Source organism: Gordonia sp. NPDC003424 (assembly GCF_053588655.1).
Window position 1 is genome coordinate 212533 of record NZ_JBSFQJ010000004.1, and the last position, 15479, is coordinate 228011.

Annotated in this window: 14 protein-coding genes; 6 read left to right on the forward strand and 8 right to left on the reverse strand. The window is 67.6% G+C overall.

Annotated features, from left to right (window positions below; genetic code table 11):
- Positions 1-3 precede the first annotated feature (3 nt).
- A complete protein-coding gene (locus ACWDTI_RS08390) occupies positions 4-1206 on the reverse strand; it encodes a lipase family protein (protein ID WP_449737605.1) in 1203 nt (400 codons plus the stop codon).
- A 98-nt stretch (positions 1207-1304) separates the two neighbouring features.
- Between ACWDTI_RS08390 and ACWDTI_RS08395 the strand changes: the two genes are divergently transcribed.
- Entirely contained in the window at positions 1305-2534 is a 1230-nt protein-coding gene (locus tag ACWDTI_RS08395) for a class I SAM-dependent methyltransferase (protein ID WP_449737606.1), read from the forward strand.
- 101 nt (positions 2535-2635) lie between these two features.
- The gene (locus ACWDTI_RS08400; protein ID WP_449737607.1) at positions 2636-4264 is read left to right on the forward strand and encodes an alpha/beta hydrolase; all 1629 of its coding nucleotides are present in this window, start codon (positions 2636-2638) and stop codon (positions 4262-4264) included.
- Between the two features lie 109 nt (positions 4265-4373).
- Here the strand turns inward: ACWDTI_RS08400 and ACWDTI_RS08405 are convergent, their stop codons facing one another.
- Positions 4374-5201, reverse strand: a complete 828-nt coding sequence (locus ACWDTI_RS08405; protein WP_449737608.1) for an alpha/beta hydrolase — start codon at positions 5199-5201, stop codon at positions 4374-4376.
- 66 nt (positions 5202-5267) lie between these two features.
- Positions 5268-5675, reverse strand: coding sequence for a hypothetical protein (locus tag ACWDTI_RS08410; RefSeq protein WP_449737609.1), 408 nt, complete (start codon positions 5673-5675; stop codon positions 5268-5270).
- A 125-nt stretch (positions 5676-5800) separates the two neighbouring features.
- On the opposite strand from ACWDTI_RS08410, the gene ACWDTI_RS08415 reads away from it, so the two are divergent.
- Positions 5801-6781, forward strand: a complete 981-nt coding sequence (locus ACWDTI_RS08415) for a pirin family protein (protein ID WP_449737610.1) — start codon at positions 5801-5803, stop codon at positions 6779-6781.
- Positions 6781-7248 (forward strand): MarR family winged helix-turn-helix transcriptional regulator, encoded by a 468-nt coding sequence (locus tag ACWDTI_RS08420; protein WP_449737611.1) that lies wholly within the window; start codon positions 6781-6783, stop codon positions 7246-7248. Before ACWDTI_RS08415 ends, ACWDTI_RS08420 begins: the two co-directional genes overlap by 1 nt.
- A 144-nt stretch (positions 7249-7392) precedes the next feature.
- On the opposite strand, the gene ACWDTI_RS08425 is transcribed toward ACWDTI_RS08420, so the two are convergent.
- A complete protein-coding gene (locus tag ACWDTI_RS08425) occupies positions 7393-8325 on the reverse strand; it encodes an LLM class F420-dependent oxidoreductase (RefSeq protein ID WP_449737612.1) in 933 nt (310 codons plus the stop codon).
- A 37-nt stretch (positions 8326-8362) separates the two neighbouring features.
- The gene (locus ACWDTI_RS08430) at positions 8363-9274 is read right to left on the reverse strand and encodes a cation diffusion facilitator family transporter (RefSeq protein WP_449737742.1); all 912 of its coding nucleotides are present in this window, start codon (positions 9272-9274) and stop codon (positions 8363-8365) included.
- Positions 9275-9449: 175 nt separating this feature from the next.
- Between ACWDTI_RS08430 and ACWDTI_RS08435 the strand changes: the two genes are divergently transcribed.
- Positions 9450-11321 (forward strand): amino acid transporter, encoded by a 1872-nt coding sequence (locus ACWDTI_RS08435; RefSeq protein ID WP_449737743.1) that lies wholly within the window; start codon positions 9450-9452, stop codon positions 11319-11321.
- A 115-nt stretch (positions 11322-11436) separates the two neighbouring features.
- Here the strand turns inward: ACWDTI_RS08435 and ACWDTI_RS08440 are convergent, their stop codons facing one another.
- Positions 11437-11940 carry a mycothiol transferase gene (locus ACWDTI_RS08440; protein WP_449737613.1) on the reverse strand — a complete coding sequence of 168 codons (504 nt, stop codon included), beginning with the start codon at positions 11938-11940 and terminating at the stop codon, positions 11437-11439.
- A 74-nt stretch (positions 11941-12014) separates the two neighbouring features.
- Here ACWDTI_RS08440 and ACWDTI_RS08445 point away from each other — a divergent pair, with 74 nt between their 5' ends.
- Entirely contained in the window at positions 12015-13523 is a 1509-nt protein-coding gene (locus ACWDTI_RS08445) for a YibE/F family protein (RefSeq protein WP_449737614.1), read from the forward strand.
- 10 nt (positions 13524-13533) lie between these two features.
- On the opposite strand, the gene ACWDTI_RS08450 is transcribed toward ACWDTI_RS08445, so the two are convergent.
- Positions 13534-14418: a hypothetical protein gene (locus tag ACWDTI_RS08450; RefSeq protein WP_449737744.1), complete on the reverse strand. Its 885-nt coding sequence runs from the start codon at positions 14416-14418 to the stop codon at positions 13534-13536.
- A gap of 160 nt (positions 14419-14578) precedes the next feature.
- The gene (locus ACWDTI_RS08455; protein ID WP_449737615.1) at positions 14579-15475 is read right to left on the reverse strand and encodes a hypothetical protein; all 897 of its coding nucleotides are present in this window, start codon (positions 15473-15475) and stop codon (positions 14579-14581) included.
- Positions 15476-15479: the final 4 nt, after the last annotated feature.

The following is a 15479-nucleotide window of genomic DNA, read 5'->3' on the forward strand; positions in this document are numbered from 1 at the left end:
CTCTCAGCAACCGCCGGCCGGGCGGCCGGCGAACCGGTCGGCCAGGAAGGGCGCGGCGTCTCGTTGGAACGGCAGGAACGCCGTGCCGTGTGAGTCACCCTGGTACACATGCAGAGTCGTCGGCACACCGCGTCGGCAGTACGTGCGGGCCAGGCCGACGACATCGGCGGTGATCATCACCCCGTCGCCGATGGCGTCCTTGTGGCCGACCCCCAGCATCATCGGGATGCGCGGGGTGCCCACGGTGCCCATGACGTTGCGGGCGATCGCGGCCCGGACCGCCGCCACCTGCAGCAGGCCACGGTAGGGGGCGCGCACCAACTGGCGGTCGGTGAGTCCGGGATAGTCGGCGGCGAAGTCGGCGATGCACTGGTCCTTGACGGTGTTCACCAGTCGCAGCCCGTACCGCGACATGAACGACGGCAGATCCAGACCGTACGCACGGTTGTAGGCGACGATCAGCGCGGGCATCACCCCGGCCCAGTCCTTGCTGCCGCTGACGTACGGCAGGTTGTGGGCGAGATTCACCGGCAGGCCGCCGGCCGCCGCGCCGACGAGCCGCAGTTCCGGCGCATAGGTGGGGGCGAGTTCGGCGCCGAAGTCGGTGGGCACCGACCCACCCGAGTACCCGATCATCCCGACGGGCGTGGATCGCGGCATCCGCAGCACCGTCTCCGACGCTCGGACGCCGTCGAGGGCGAGATGTCCGGATTGTCGGCCGATCGTCCACTCCTGTTGCGGTCCTTCGTAATCGGGCACCACGACGGTATAGCCGGAGGCGAGGTAGCCGCCGATGGCGACCTGTTCGAACTGCCCGGCGCGGCTCGGATGGTTGCCCTGCAGTGTCCACGACGGTTCACATTGCGCACCCAGGCCGTCGTAGGCCATGTGGAACGACACGATGCGGCCGTTGGTCGTGGGTGGACGCAGGATGGTGGTCACGCCGGCGATCGGCTTACCGAAGTCGTCGTTGCTGCGGTACAGCACCTGCGTGGAGGTCACCGGGACGGTGACCCCCTGCGCGACGAATCGAACCTGCCGGGTGCGCAACACCGCACCGGGAGCGTGGGCGCCGAGGTTGCCGTCGTACCGGTAGAACGGGTCGGCACCGGGGCCCGGCGCCGCGTGGGCGGTCGCCGTGACCGTCATCAGTCCGAGAATCAGGGTCAGGACCGACCCGATCACCACAGCCCAGCGTCGCACCATGATCACTCGTCTTCCCTCTGCCACACGACCCATCCGGTCGGTGGTCTGCAGCGAACATGCCATAGAAACGCAACTCCCACACTGCGAAAGGCACCCCGATGTCCGTGGCCGCAGATCTTGCAGACCTGCTGAGCGCCCATCTCCGCGGCGAGTTGCCGATTCACCTCACCGCCTGGGACGGGTCGGTCGCCGGACCCGACGACGCCCCGCACGTCATCGTCTACCGCCCCGAGGCGTTGCGTCGGATTCTCTGGCACCCGGGTGAACTCGGTGTCGCCCAGGCGTACGTGACCGGTGACCTCGACATCGTCGGCGACCTCGACGAAGCACTGACGTATGTGCGGGCGGTGGGCGGCGACCGTGGTCTGTCCGGAGTGCGGCCGAGCCCGCGCGTGCTCTGGGACCTGTTCCGCCTCGGGCGGCGTTTCGATCTGTTCGGGCTGCCGCCGGCTGCCCCGGCGACACAGCCGCGCGTTCGCGGACGCGTGCACTCCCGACTCCGCGACCGTGCAGTGATCAGCCACCACTACGACCTCTCGAATGACTTCTACGCCCTCATCCTCGACGACCACATGGCCTACTCGAGCGCATTGTGGCGCTCGGACGATCCGGGCTACTCGCTGCACGACGCCCAGACCGACAAGCTCGACGCGGTGTGCCGCAAGGTGGGACTGGATCGTGGCGACGGCCGACGGCTGCTCGACATCGGTTGCGGCTGGGGCTCCCTCGCCCTGCATGCCGCGCAGCGGTACGGCGCGCGCGTGACCGGGGTGACGTTGTCGGGCGAGCAGAAGGCGTTCGTCGACGCGCGCATCGCCGAGCGTGGCCTCGCCGATCGGGTCACGATCCGCGTCCAGGACTACCGCGACATCGACGACCCGCCGTTCGACGCCGTCGCGTCGATCGAGATGGGTGAGCACGTAGGTCAGGCCAACTATGCGACGTACGCACGCGTCCTGCACGACCGCGTCGTCCCGGGCGGCCGTGTCTGTATCCAGCAGATGTCGCGGCCGCGCGGACGACATCCCGGCGGTGGCCCGTTCATCGAGGCGTTCATCGCCCCGGACATGCACATGCGCCCGGTCGGCGACACGACGAGCATGCTCGAGGCGGCCGGTCTCGAGGTCGTCGGCGTCGAGGGCATGCGTGAGGACTACGTCCGCACCGTCGATGTCTGGTACGAGAACTACGAGAAGAACTCGGCGCAGATCGTCGATCTCGTCGGCGAGGAGATGGCGCGGGTGTGGCGGCTGTATCTCGTCGGGGGTCGCATGGCCTTCCGCGACGGCCGGATGGGCGTGGATCAGATCACCGCGCGACGCCGGTGAACATTCACAGGAAGATTCTGTAACACGGCCGATCGGGGCCGCGACAGACCAGACAACATCGACGCCCTTCACGTCGGCGCATCTCGACCATCAGGAGTCTCATGTCAGTGCCGCCCGAATCCTCGGAGCCCACAGCCATTTCCGAAGGCTGGACGGTTGCCGACCCCGGTGTCCTCACCGAATCGGGTGACGCTTCATCGCGCCGGGCGCCGCGCGGCCGTCGTCGACGTCTCACCGGAGTCGCGATCGTCGCCGTGCTGAGCCTCGTCCTGTTCGGGATCTCGGCTCTGCTATCCGGCAGCAACAAGGCATCGGCCCTCGCGGGCCACCCCGAGGTGCTGCGTCCGGGCTGCACCTGGGACAAGTCGGGCAACTACGTCCAGAACTGCAAGGTCTGGTCGAAGTCGATGAACAAGTACGTCATCGTGCAGATCCGCGCCTCCAACGGCAGCGACAAGGGCGTCTACCTCCTCGACGGCATGCGGGCGAGCGAGGACCGGTCGGCGTGGACCACCGATGTGCAGGCCGCGAAGGTCTACGACGGCAAGACCGACACCACACTGGTCATGCCGGTCGGCGGGGCGTCGTCGTTCTACACCGACTGGAATGCCGGGGCAGGCGCCAACGGCACGGTCATCAAGCAGGAGACCTTCCTGACCTCGGAGCTGCCCGACTACCTCGCCTCGAACTTCGGTGTGAGCCGCAACAACAACGCGATCGTCGGGCTCTCGATGTCCGGTGGACCGGCGGTCACCCTCGCCGAACGACATCCCGACCAGTTCAAGGTCGTGCAGGCGATGTCGGGCTACTACCAGACCGCCAACCCGATCGGCGCGGCCGGCGTGTTCGCCAGCCAGACGATGGTGTCCAACTACACCAACGGCATCCTCAACATGTGGGGTGCACCCGGCAGCCAGCAGTGGAAGGACAACGATCCGTCCCGGAACGTCAGCAAGCTCAAGGAGAACGGTCAGGTCCTGATCATCTCGTCGGGCAACGGCTTCCTCACGCCGTCGGAGATGGCCAAGCTCAAGCCCGAGGACCAGATCTCGGCCATCGCGCTGGAGATCCTGTCCGCGGTGTCGACCGTGCTCATGCAGCTGCAGGCCGGACAGAGTGGCGCATCGGTGATCTCGCTCCCCAACTACGGCGGGCACACCTGGGAGAACTGGGGACGTGGCCTCGCCGATGGCAAGGATCATGTGCTCGACGCGCTCAAGTCCAACCCGCCGGTGACCGCCAAGACCCAGGTCGTGACCGCGTCCGGCAGCAAGGATCCCGAGGGTTCGACCAAGGCCACGCAGGCTGCGGTGCTCGCCGCCAAGGCGTCGCCCGTGATGAGCCAGGACCCGTCGGAGGACGCCCGGGACCCGTCGGAGAGCGCGCCGTCGTCGAGCGAGGAGTCGACCGCATCGTCCACTGAGGTGCCGGATCCCTCGGACCCCGTCGAGTTCCCCGGTGACGAGTACGGGCAGCGCAACGATCCGCGCGTGGCCGCGGGGGCGCCGGTGCCGACCCCGCCGAGCTTTGCCGCTCCCCCGGCGGAGGTCTCCACCGAGCCGAGCTCGGCGCCGGAGCTGCCGTCGACCACCACCCCGGACCCGACGACGACACCCGAGGTGGATACCGCCGAGAATCCGCAACCGGGCCACCACGGCGACGACTATCAGGACCCGTCCGACCCGGACGAGTATCCGACCACGACAACCACACCCGCGCCGGGTTCCTGAAACCGGCTCCACAGATCTCCCCGGTACCCCGGGGGCGAAGGGTCCCGTCCGCGACTTTCCCCGGAGTCGTGGACGGGACCTTGTGGTCAGGATCGGGCTACACGGTCTTTCAGGGCGTGTGTTCCGTCAGCCAGTCGACGACGTCACCGATCACGCGGTCCTTCTCCGGCTCGTTGAAGATCTCGTGGTAGAAGCCGTCGTAGATGATCAGCGTCTTGTCCGACGACCCGGCGAGCCGCTCGACCATCTCGCTGCCGGCGGGATCGGTCAGCGCGTCCTCGCCCCCGTGCAGCACGAGCAGCGGCAGGTGCATCGACGGCATCCGCTGCGGGAACGATTTCATGGTGGTGATCATCGCGGCGCCGAGCCCCGCCGGAATCTTGCCGCGGGTCACGAGCGGATCGCTGTTGTAGTCCTCGACCACCAGCGGATCGCGGGACAGGTTCTCGGAGTCGAGTGCGGTGGTCGGCAGCCACGGCGCCACACGCCCGAGTAGCGGCGCCAGCCGGATCGCGACCGGCGACAAGTCGGCGCCGGGCACCACGGCCGCCCCCGAGAGCACGAGACCATCGAGCTTGTCCTGATGGTCCAGGGCATAGTCGAGCGCGATGCATCCGCCCATGCTGTGGCCGACGAGGAACGTCGGCAGGTCGGTGGAGACGTCGTCGATGACCCGGTCGAGGTCGTTCGTGAAGTCGGAAAAGTGTTGGACGCGTAGCCGTTTTCCGCCGGATCGCCCGTGCCCTAGATGATCGGGTACGGCCACCGCGTAGCCGGCCGCCACCAGCCGATCGACCACGTGACCGTACCGCCGGCCGTGCTCCCCCAGTCCGTGTGCGATGACCACGGTGCCCCTGGTGGTTGCCTCGGGGCGGGTCAGGTCGTACGTGATGGTTTCGCCGTGTCTACCGCGAAACTCGTGTTCCTCCACAGTCATGACGGCCATTGTCGACGAAGGACGCCGCCGATTCCATCGGATTGGGGTGAAACGGCGAGGTGAGTCTCAAAGGTGCAGTCCGAGGCGTGACGCCACGCTGCGGCCCGCGGACTCGAGGGCCCCGATGGGACGCAACGCCGCCTCGCCGATGCCGACGAGGACCTCCACCCGACCCACCACGCGTTCGAGACGATCCACGATGTCGCCCATCGCGCCCACCGTGGCGTCGACCTTGTCGAGGGTGCCCGTCATGCGGTCCAGCGTGCCATTGAGGTTCTCGATACCGTCGTCGAGACCGGTGATCGTCTTGTCCATGTCCTCGAGGACGGCACCGAGATCGACCAGGATGGTCTGCACCTGGTCGACGGTGACATCGGCGTTCAGCGCCGCCTGTGCAAGCTTCTTGAACCGCTGACGCTCACCCGGCGCCCCACTCGGATCGGTACCGCGCGATCCGATTCCCCTGTCTGCCATGGTGGCGATTATTCACGCTGACCGACCCGGGCGGAAGCACGACGGAATACTTCCGGGGGCGTGTCGGTTGACTCCCACAGATCGCTCAATTTTGAGCTATCTACTTTGACCGAGAGGATGACACCATGCCCGCCGTCACCGCCGACACCGTCACACTGCCCCACCTGACCGCGCCCGCCCTGGGCGACACCGAACGGACCGTCAAGTCCGTGACCCGTGGCCCACGTGGCTACGAGGGCGAGGGCTTTCCGGTGGTCCGCGCCTTTGCCGGCGCCTCGGTCGCCGACCTCGACCCGTTCATCCACATGGACCAGATGGGCGAGGTCGAGTACCAGCCGGGCGAGCCGAAGGGCACCTCGTGGCATCCCCACCGCGGCTTCGAGACGGTCACGTACATGATCGACGGCCGCTTCCAGCACCAGGACTCCACCGGCGGGGGCGGCCTGATCGAGAACGGCGCCACCCAATGGATGACCGCCGGGTCGGGCATCCTGCACATCGAGACGCCGCCCGCCGAACTCGTCGAGTCCGGCGGTCTGTTCCACGGCATCCAACTCTGGGTCAACCTGCCCGCGAAGGACAAGTTTCTGGCGCCCAAGTACCAGAATCTTGAGTCCGGCGAGGTAGCACTCATCACGTCGACGGACGGCGGGTCACTCATCCGCATCATCGCCGGCGAGATCGCCGGGCACGCCGGACCGGGCGCCACGCACACCCCGATCACCGTCGCGCACGTGACGGTCGAACCGGGCGCGTCCGTGTCGCTGCCGTGGCGCACCGATTTCAACGCTCTCGCCTACGTCCTGTCCGGACGCGGCGCCGTCGGCGCCGAGGGCCGGCCCATCGAGCAGGGACACCTCGCGGTATTCGGCCCGGGTAGTGCCGGCGATCGAATCACCGTGTCCGCCGACGCATCTCAGGACTCCAACCGCCCGGCTCTGGAAGTCCTGCTGCTCGGCGGTCAACCGATCCGCGAGCCCGTCGCACAGTACGGCCCGTTCGTGATGAACACCCGCGAGCAGCTGATCGAGGCGATCGACGACTTCAACGCCGGCCGACTCGGCGTGATCCCGCCGAATGCCCTGATGCCGCACACCGTTCGCTGATGTCCGACGACCCGCGCGCGGCGGCGTGGCGGCCGTTCGTGGAGACGACAGCGCGGTTGCACGCGATGCTCGACGACGACCTGAAGGCGTCGTCGGGCATGTCCATGTCCGACTACAGCATTCTGCTCATGCTGCACGAGGCGCCCGACTGCCGCCTGCGCATGCGCGAGATCGCCGAGGCCATGGTGTTCTCCACCTCACGGCTCTCCTACCAGATCGACGCGATGTGCCGGCGCGGCTGGCTGCGCCGTGAACGGGCCAGCGAGGATCGGCGCGGCAGCTACGCCGTGCTGACCGACGACGGTCGGGCGGCGTTCGCCGCCGCCGCCGTCGAGCACGCGCGGTGCGTGCGGCGCTTGTTCTTCGACGCCATCTCCCCCGACGACGGAATTGCGCTGCAGCGCATCATGAGTCGGCTGGCTGCGGGGTTGGCATCCGACCCGGCTGCCGGCGGCCCGGGTCACTGATCCGAAGAGTCCCTCCCCGCTGATCGAGTAAGCGAGCGAGCTTGCGAGCCCGCGCATCGAGATCTCCTGCCCAGTGATCTCGATGCGGCGCCTCGCAAGCACCGATCCTGATCCGAAGAGTCCTCCCCGACTCGGCTGTACGCCCTACGTGACAACCTGCGGCGCAACCTCTTTCGCAACCAGCTCCAGGTGGTCGAGGTCGGTGAGATCGAGCGTCTGCAGATAGATCCGCGATACACCGACCTCGCGATATCGGGCGATCTTCTCGACGATCTCGTCGGGTGTGCCGGCCAGGCCGTTGGATTTGAGTTCGTCGACCTCGCGGCCGATGGCCTGCGCGCGGCGTGCGAGTTCGGAATCGGTTCGGCCGCAGCACAACACCTGCGCCGCCGAGTAGATTATCGTCTCGGGACGACGGCCGGCGCGCGCCAGTGCGCCACGCACCCGCCCGATCTGTTCGGCAGTGGTCTCGACGGGGGCGAACGCCGAGTTGAATTCGTCGGCGAATCGGGCCGCCAGCGCCGGGGTACGTTTTTTGCCACCGCCGCCGACGATGATCGGCGGGCGCGGCGCCTGTACCGGTTTCGGTAGCGCAGGCGAATTGGCGACCGTGTAGTGCTCACCCTGAAAGTCGAAGTGCCGGCCGACCGGCGTCTCCCACAGCCCGGTGATGATCTCGAAGGACTCCTCGAGTCGGTCGAAGCGTTCCCCGAGCCCCGGGAACGGGATGCCGTACGCGGCGTGTTCGGCGTCGAACCACCCGGCACCCAGGCCCAATTCGACGCGCCCACCACTCATCTCGTCGACCTGCGCAACCGCGATCGCGAGCGCGCCCGGATGGCGGAACGTGGCGGAGGTGACCAGCGTCCCGAGCCGGATCGTGGACGTTTCCCGGGCCAGTGCGGCCAGGGTCAACCAGGAATCGGTGGGTCCCGGAAGCCCGTCGGCGTTCATCGCCAGATAGTGATCGGATCGGAAGAAGGCATCGAACCCCAGGTCTTCGGCGGCTTTGGCCACCCGTAACTGATCGTCGTAGGTCGCGCCCTGCTGCGGTTCGGTGAAGATTCGGAGGTCCACGGTGCCAAGGTACGCTGCCGGGCCCCACCGATCGGCGTCAGAGCGACAGCGAGGGTTCGTCGGCGGTGGACAGGGTCAGGACCGCCTCGACGATGTTCTCGTTGCGTTCGATCTCGGCCTCGAGATTCCGCAGGCGTACCGCGAGGTCGTGTTCGGCGAGGTCACCGACGATGTCGACCGCGGCGACCAGATAATACTGTCCGGGTCCGACGTATTCGGCGTGCAAATAGGTGACGCGGTCGATGTCGGGGTGCTCGAGCAATCCCCGCAGGATCGCGGCGCGCATCGACGGCAGCGCAGTCTGCCCGACCAGGAACTCGCTGTTACGTTTGATCAGGAAGACGGCGATCACCCCGAGCAGCACACCGACCAGGATCGACCCGACGGCGTCGTAGACGGCCGACCTGGTGATCTCGTGCAACGCCATCCCGACCGCGGCGATCGCCAGGCCGACCAGCGCGGCGGCGTCCTCGAAGAACACCGCCCGCAGCGTGCTGTTGGACGTGCGGCTGACAAACCGCAGGGGGTGCATCGAGAAGCGTTCGCCGCCGGCATTCGCCTGCCGGATGGACTGCGCGAACGACACGCTCTCCAGCAGCGCCGAGATCGCCAGCACGATGTACCCGATCAGGTAGTCGGTGTCGGGCTCCGGATTGCGCAGCGCCGAGATACCGTGCATCACCGACACGACGGCGCCCACGGTGAACAAACCGAACGCGGCGAACATCGACCAGATGAAGGTCTCCCGGCCGTAACCGAACGGATGTCGGCGATCGCGTCCCCGTGCACCGCGGCGTTCGGCGATCAGCAGAAAGACCTCGTTGCCGGCATCGGCCCACGAATGCGCCGATTCCGCGGTCATCGACGCCGACCCGGTGATCACCGCGGCCACCGACTTGGCGACGGCGATCAGAATGTTCATGGCGAACGCGATGACCACGGTCAGCATCGACTCACTCGCGGGGGCCGAGTCGGTGCCGGCAGGCGGATGCGAAGGCGCGGTCACGACTTTGATCGTCTCACGGCGCGATGGGCACTACGCTGATCCGGTGCCGAACACCGCGCAGCCGTCGCCACTGAGACGTTGGCTACTCGCCGATATCAGTCCGGAACCGGCAGGGCTCATGGGTCCGCACGGCCTACCCGACGCGCACGCGAAGACGCATCCGTGGTGGCAGGTCATGTGCCTCACCGGTGTGGACTACTTCTCCACCCTCGGCTACCAGCCCGGCATCGCGGCCCTTGCGGCCGGCACGCTGGCGCCGTTGGCGACGATCGTCCTGGTCGCACTGACCTTGTTCGGCGCGCTCCCCGTCTACCGCTATGTGGCGCGCAAGTCACCCAACGGCGAGGGCTCCATCGCGATGCTGGAGCATCTCCTACCCCGATGGGGCGGAAAGATATTCGTGCTCGTTCTGCTCGGTTTCGCCGCCACCGACTTCCTCATCACGATGACGCTGTCGGCGGCCGACGCCACCGCACACTTCGTCGAGAACCCGTTGATCCCGAGCTCGTTCGGCGGCCACCGGATACTGATCACCCTGATCCTCCTCGGACTGCTCGCCGCGGTGTTCCTGCGTGGCTTCACCGAGGCCATCACCATCGCCGTCGCTCTCGTCGCGGTCTACCTGTCACTGAATCTCGTTGTGGTGGTGGACGGTTTGTGGCATATCGCGACGGCGCCGCAGCTCGTCGTCGACTGGCGCCACGCGATGGTCGCCGAACACGGCAGCCCGTGGATGATGATCGCCATCGCGCTGATCGTCTTCCCCAAACTGGCACTCGGTCTGTCCGGATTCGAGACCGGTGTCGCCGTCATGCCGCAGATCAACGGATCACCCACCGACACCCCGGACTATCCGCGCGCTCGGATCTCCGGAGCCCGGCGACTCCTGACGACGTCGGCGCTGATCATGAGCTGCTTCCTGATCGCCAGTTCCCTGGTGTGCACCATCCTGATCCCGGAACCCGAGTTCCAGGCCGGCGGTCCGGCCAACGGCCGCGCGCTCGCCTATCTCGCGCACGAGTATCTCGGGTCGGCGTTCGGCACCGTCTACGACCTGTCGACGATCCTGATCCTGTGGTTCGCCGGCGCGTCGGCGATGGCCGGCCTCCTCAACCTCGTTCCTCGCTACCTGCCGCGCTACGGCATGGCACCGGACTGGGCCCGCGCCACCCGCCCTCTGGTGGTGGTGTTCGCCGTGATCGCCGCCGTCGTCACGCTCTACTTCCGCGCCAGCGTCGACGCGCAGGGCGCCGCCTACGCCACCGGCGTGCTGGTGTTGATGACCTCGGCATCCGTGGCGGTGACGTTGTCGGTCCGCAAACGCGGCATGCTCGCCCGCACGGTGGCCTACACCATCGTCGCCGCGATCTTTCTGTACACCACGATCGCGAACGTCTTCGAACGGCCCGAGGGCGTGCAGGTCGCAGCGTTCTTCATCGTCGCCATCCTCGTCGTGTCATTCGCCTCGCGCATCAACCGTGCCTTCGAATTGCGCAGCAGTTCAGTCACATTCGACGAGACGGCGCAACAGATCGTCGACGAGGCGGTCGCGGGCGGGGAGATCCAGATCGTCACCCACGACCCGGACGTCCGATCGCTCTACGAGTATCACGACAAGGAACTCGCCCAGCGCGCCGAAAGTCATATCCCCGAGGCGGATCGGATCGTCTTCCTCGAGGTCAACGTGATCGACTCGTCGGAGTTCGCCACCGATCTGCACGTGCACGGCCGAATCCACGACGGCGGTTACCGCATCCTCTGGGTGAACTCGGCCGCGGTACCGAACTCGATCGCGGCGCTGTTGTTGACCATCCGCGACCGCACGGGCGTGATCCCGAACGTGTACTTCGAATGGAATGAAGGCAATCCGATCTCGAACCTGCTCAAGTTCCTCTTCATCGGCGAGGGCGAGGTCGCACCGGTGACCCGAGAGGTGTTGCGGCGGGCCGAGCCCGACGTGATGCAGCGCCCGCACGTGCATGTCGGGTGATCGGCGCCCGCCCCGGCTACCGTCGTCGGCGGCGCAGGAACGGCCCAACCTGCAAGGGCGGCATGGCTTTTGCCCAGGAGTTCGCACCCTTCAGGGGCTGCCCCCCCGAACCTCGTCAGCCGATGAGCCCCAGTACGTAGGCCGCCTGACCGATGTGCTGGGCATCGTCGTCGACGACGCTGACGATCCGAACCCCCAGCGTCACAGGGGGATCCCATCGTTTGTCGACGATCCGGTCGAGATCGTCGTCGGACAGATCGGCGAGGAAGCCCACCGTGACGCGGTGCGTCGCGTCGTAGTACTCGGTGAGCAGCCGCGGGTCGCTCACCGCGAGTTGTCCCACCTCGTCGGGGGTTTGGCCGTACCCGGACGCCGATTTCGGGAACGGCAGGGCGAATCTGTCGTAGAAGCCCGACGCCGTCCACACCTCCTCGGTGCCGGCCACGTCGGCGATCTGCGCATCTTGCACCCGGGTGAGGTGCCACACCAGCCAGGCGATGGAGTTCGCGTCCGGGGTCGGCCGGTACGCGAGTTCCTCAGGGGTGATGCCGTCGAGCACGGCGTGGACGTTCTCGCCCACCCGACTGAATCCGTCGGTCAGGACATCGATTGATCGCATACTTCACTTCTACTCCGGCGGGCCGTGAGTTGTCGTCGATCCGACCACAGATGTGCTCGCGGTAATGTGTCGTCGTGACGAAACCAGCAGGTGAGAACGACCGCAGCCAATCCGCCGGCGGTCACTCGCATCGGGGCCATTCGCATCATCTGTCCGACATCCCCGCCGTGCTGTCACCGATCGCCCGGTGGATCGTGATCGGCAGCCTGTCGGTCATCGGGGTCGCGGTGGTCGTGGGAGCCGTCGTCCTGTGGCCATCGGCCGGTTCGCACACCATCCCGCTGCAGTTCCGGGCCGCCGACGGCGGACCGATCTCCACCGTGGACGGCGAGGTGGTGGCGCAGGCACGGGGTGCATGCCTGAATCCGTTGGCCGGCACCGTGTCCCCCGGACCCGAGTTCCAGATCGAGGGGGCCGCCGAGAACGGACCGTGTATCGAGAACTCCGTGCGCATCGACAGCGGCGACGACGCCGGGCACTACACGCTGCTGGAGGTTCCGACCAATCGCGCGCAGTCCGGTACCGAACCGGGCACCGTCGCACCGCCCGCCGATCAGCTCGACGCCCCGCAGGCCGGGCAGCCGTCGTTGAAGGTGGGCGACAAGATCCGCCTCACATCGATTCCCGGACCGGACGGATCTCCTCGCTACACGTTCTTCGACTACCGGCGGGGCGTACCGATCCTGGTGTGGGCGTTGCTGTTCGTCGGCGCCGTCGTCCTCGTCGCGTCCTGGCGGGGCCTGCGGTCGATCATCGGTCTCGCGTTCGCATTCCTGGTGCTCGGCGTGTTCACCCTGCCGGCGATCCTCAACGGCGAGTCGCCGGTGGCGGTCGCGGTGGTGTCGGCGGCGGCGATCCTCTTCGTCGTCCTGTACCTCGCCCACGGCGTCAGCCTGCGGACGAGTTCGGCCTTGCTGGGCACCCTGACCTCGCTGGTGCTGGCCGGTGTCCTGAGCTGGCTGGCCATCGAGACGATGCACCTCACCGGCCTGTCGGGTGACCAGACCACCAATCTGCAGGTGTACCAGGGCAGTATCTCGATCGACGGACTCCTGCTGGCCGGGTTCATCATCGGCACGCTCGGCGTCCTCAACGACGTGACCATCACCCAGGCATCGGCGGCGTTCGAGTTGGCCGCCGCCGGTGAACCGACTCGGCTGGCCACGTTCCGCGCCGCGATGCGGGTGGGCCGCGATCACATCGCGAGCACCGTCTACACCCTTGTGTTCGCGTACGCCGGAAGCGCGCTGCCGCTGTTGTTGCTGTTCTCGGTTGCCCAGCAACCGTTCGCGTCACTGCTGACCACCGATGCGGTCGCCGTCGAATTGGCCCGCTCATTTGTCGGCGGCATCGCGATCGCCATGTCCGTGCCGTTGACCACCGTCATCGCCGCGGCGCTGGCCCGGCCGTCGGGCGTCGTCGCGGACCATCCCGTCCGCGATGCCACCGACGAGTCGTCGCCGCGGGCGGCACGACCGGTCGGCCCGCCCGCGTCAGCGCCACCGGTTGCTCGGCCCGCGCCAGCCGAGAACGCCGACCCGACCCCGGATCGCACCGGACGGCACTCGATGCCCGAGCAGTGATCGGGTCGGGTCAGCACCGACCCATCGGCAACCGGACCAGATTGCGTCCGAGCCACTGCCCGACGCGGTTGAGCATCGCGGTGCCGTCCTCGAAGCGCCCGCTGCGGGGCAGCGCGGCCATCGACACCGCGACCTGCCCGTTGGTGGTCGTGATGATGCCCAGTTGCCGCACCAGATAGCCGGGTGATTTGTCGGTCGCCGGCCCCCAGCCGCCCTTGACCGCGGTCACCGCTCGACTCTGCCCCAGCTTGGTGGCACCCCAGTTCTGGTTGGGGGCCACCGAACTCATCAACCGGATCACCGTCTCGCTGCCGGGCATGCACGGCAGATGCGCGCCGAACCGGGCCTGATCCGCCAGCGCCCATTGGGTGTATCCGGGATACGACGGGGGCGTGTCGACCTCCGACAGCACGTGGGTACGCATGTCGTGCCCTTCCCGCAACACCTTGGTCACCGCGTCGACCGAGGCGGGGCCGCCACCCAGCGAACCCCAGAGATCGCCTGCGGCGTCGTTGTCGGACAACGTGATCGCCTTGTTCTCCTTGTCCGCGATCGATGGTCCGTTCATGCGTTCTGCGGCGAGAGAAACGGGAACCTTGAGAGTCGACCAGGCTCGTCCCGAGCGCACCGTGCCCAGGTTGATGACCCGATCCGACCCGATCGGGACCACCGCGAGGCCCACCTGGCCGGGCAGCGACTTCCGCATCGATTTCTGCAGGGCCGCGAAATCCGCCGCGAGCTTCTTGCTCGGCGGGACGGGCGGCGCCAGGAGTTTCGCGATCGGTTCGGGAAGCGGCGGCAGCGGGGGCAATCCAGGGACCATCGGCGCCGGCGCGGCCGACGCGGCCGCCGTCCCGAACACCAGGCTGCATGCCGAGGCGACGCATGTCACCAGAATCGCCAATTTCACACGAGTCACGTCAGCCTCTCTAGTCACTTTTGTCACAGGAAGACTAAAACGCTTTCGGAGCCCTCACCAGTCGCGTTGCGAATCTGTGCCGATACCGACACTCCGTGCCGGATTTGTCCGGTTCTGTGTACGCGCGCACGGTCTGTCAGCACCGGCCGCGCGGCAATTGGGTGATGTGACGGTCAAGCCAGCCCGCCAGGGTATTGAGCGACGCGATCCCGTCGTTCATCGAGCCGCCGACCGCACTCATCGCGACCGCGGTCGCCTGCCCATCCCGGTAGCGGATCAGCCCGATCTGACGGACGAGGTAGCCACCCGCGTCACCGGGTCCCCAGCCGCCCTTCACCCCGGTCGACGTCGGCGTCCGCATGACCTCGACGCCCCACTGCTGATTGCCGGCGACCTGTCCCATCAGCGACACGACATGCGCCGACCCAGGCAGGCAGGGCAGATTCGCCGTGAACGTCGCGGCGTCGGGTAACGCCCACTCCGTCTGACCGAAGATCGTGAACCCGGCACGAAGATGCTCGGAGGGCACAACCGTTCGACGGTCGGCGCCCTCACGCAACACGGCCGTGACCGCGGCGGCGGCCTCTGTTGCCGTGCCGAGCGACGACCAGAGTTGTTCGGCAGCGGCGTTGTCGGAGTTCACGATGGCCGCCATTTCTGCCGCCGACGGACCGCCGGCCCGTTCGGCCGCCACGGCCAGAGGAACCTTGATCGTCGACCACGCGACCCGTGTCGTCTGGTCGCCCAGGGTCAGCGCGGGCACCGCCACGCCACCGACGGGACCGATCGCGACGCCGACCGGAGCGCCGATCGCCGCCGCCGTCCGGCGGAAGTCGGCCGTGGTCGAGGCGTAGGTGGCGGCCCGCGTCGGCGTGGATGACGGGATCGACGTCCGGGCGTAACCGGATGCCGATGGGGTCGAGGTGACCGTCGTCGTCACCGGGGCGACGGGCGGTTGGGAGGTGGAGTACGTGCAAGCGGCCACCATCGCCATGGCACAGAGCGGGATCAGCCCGCGTAGTCGTCGGCGCATGGCG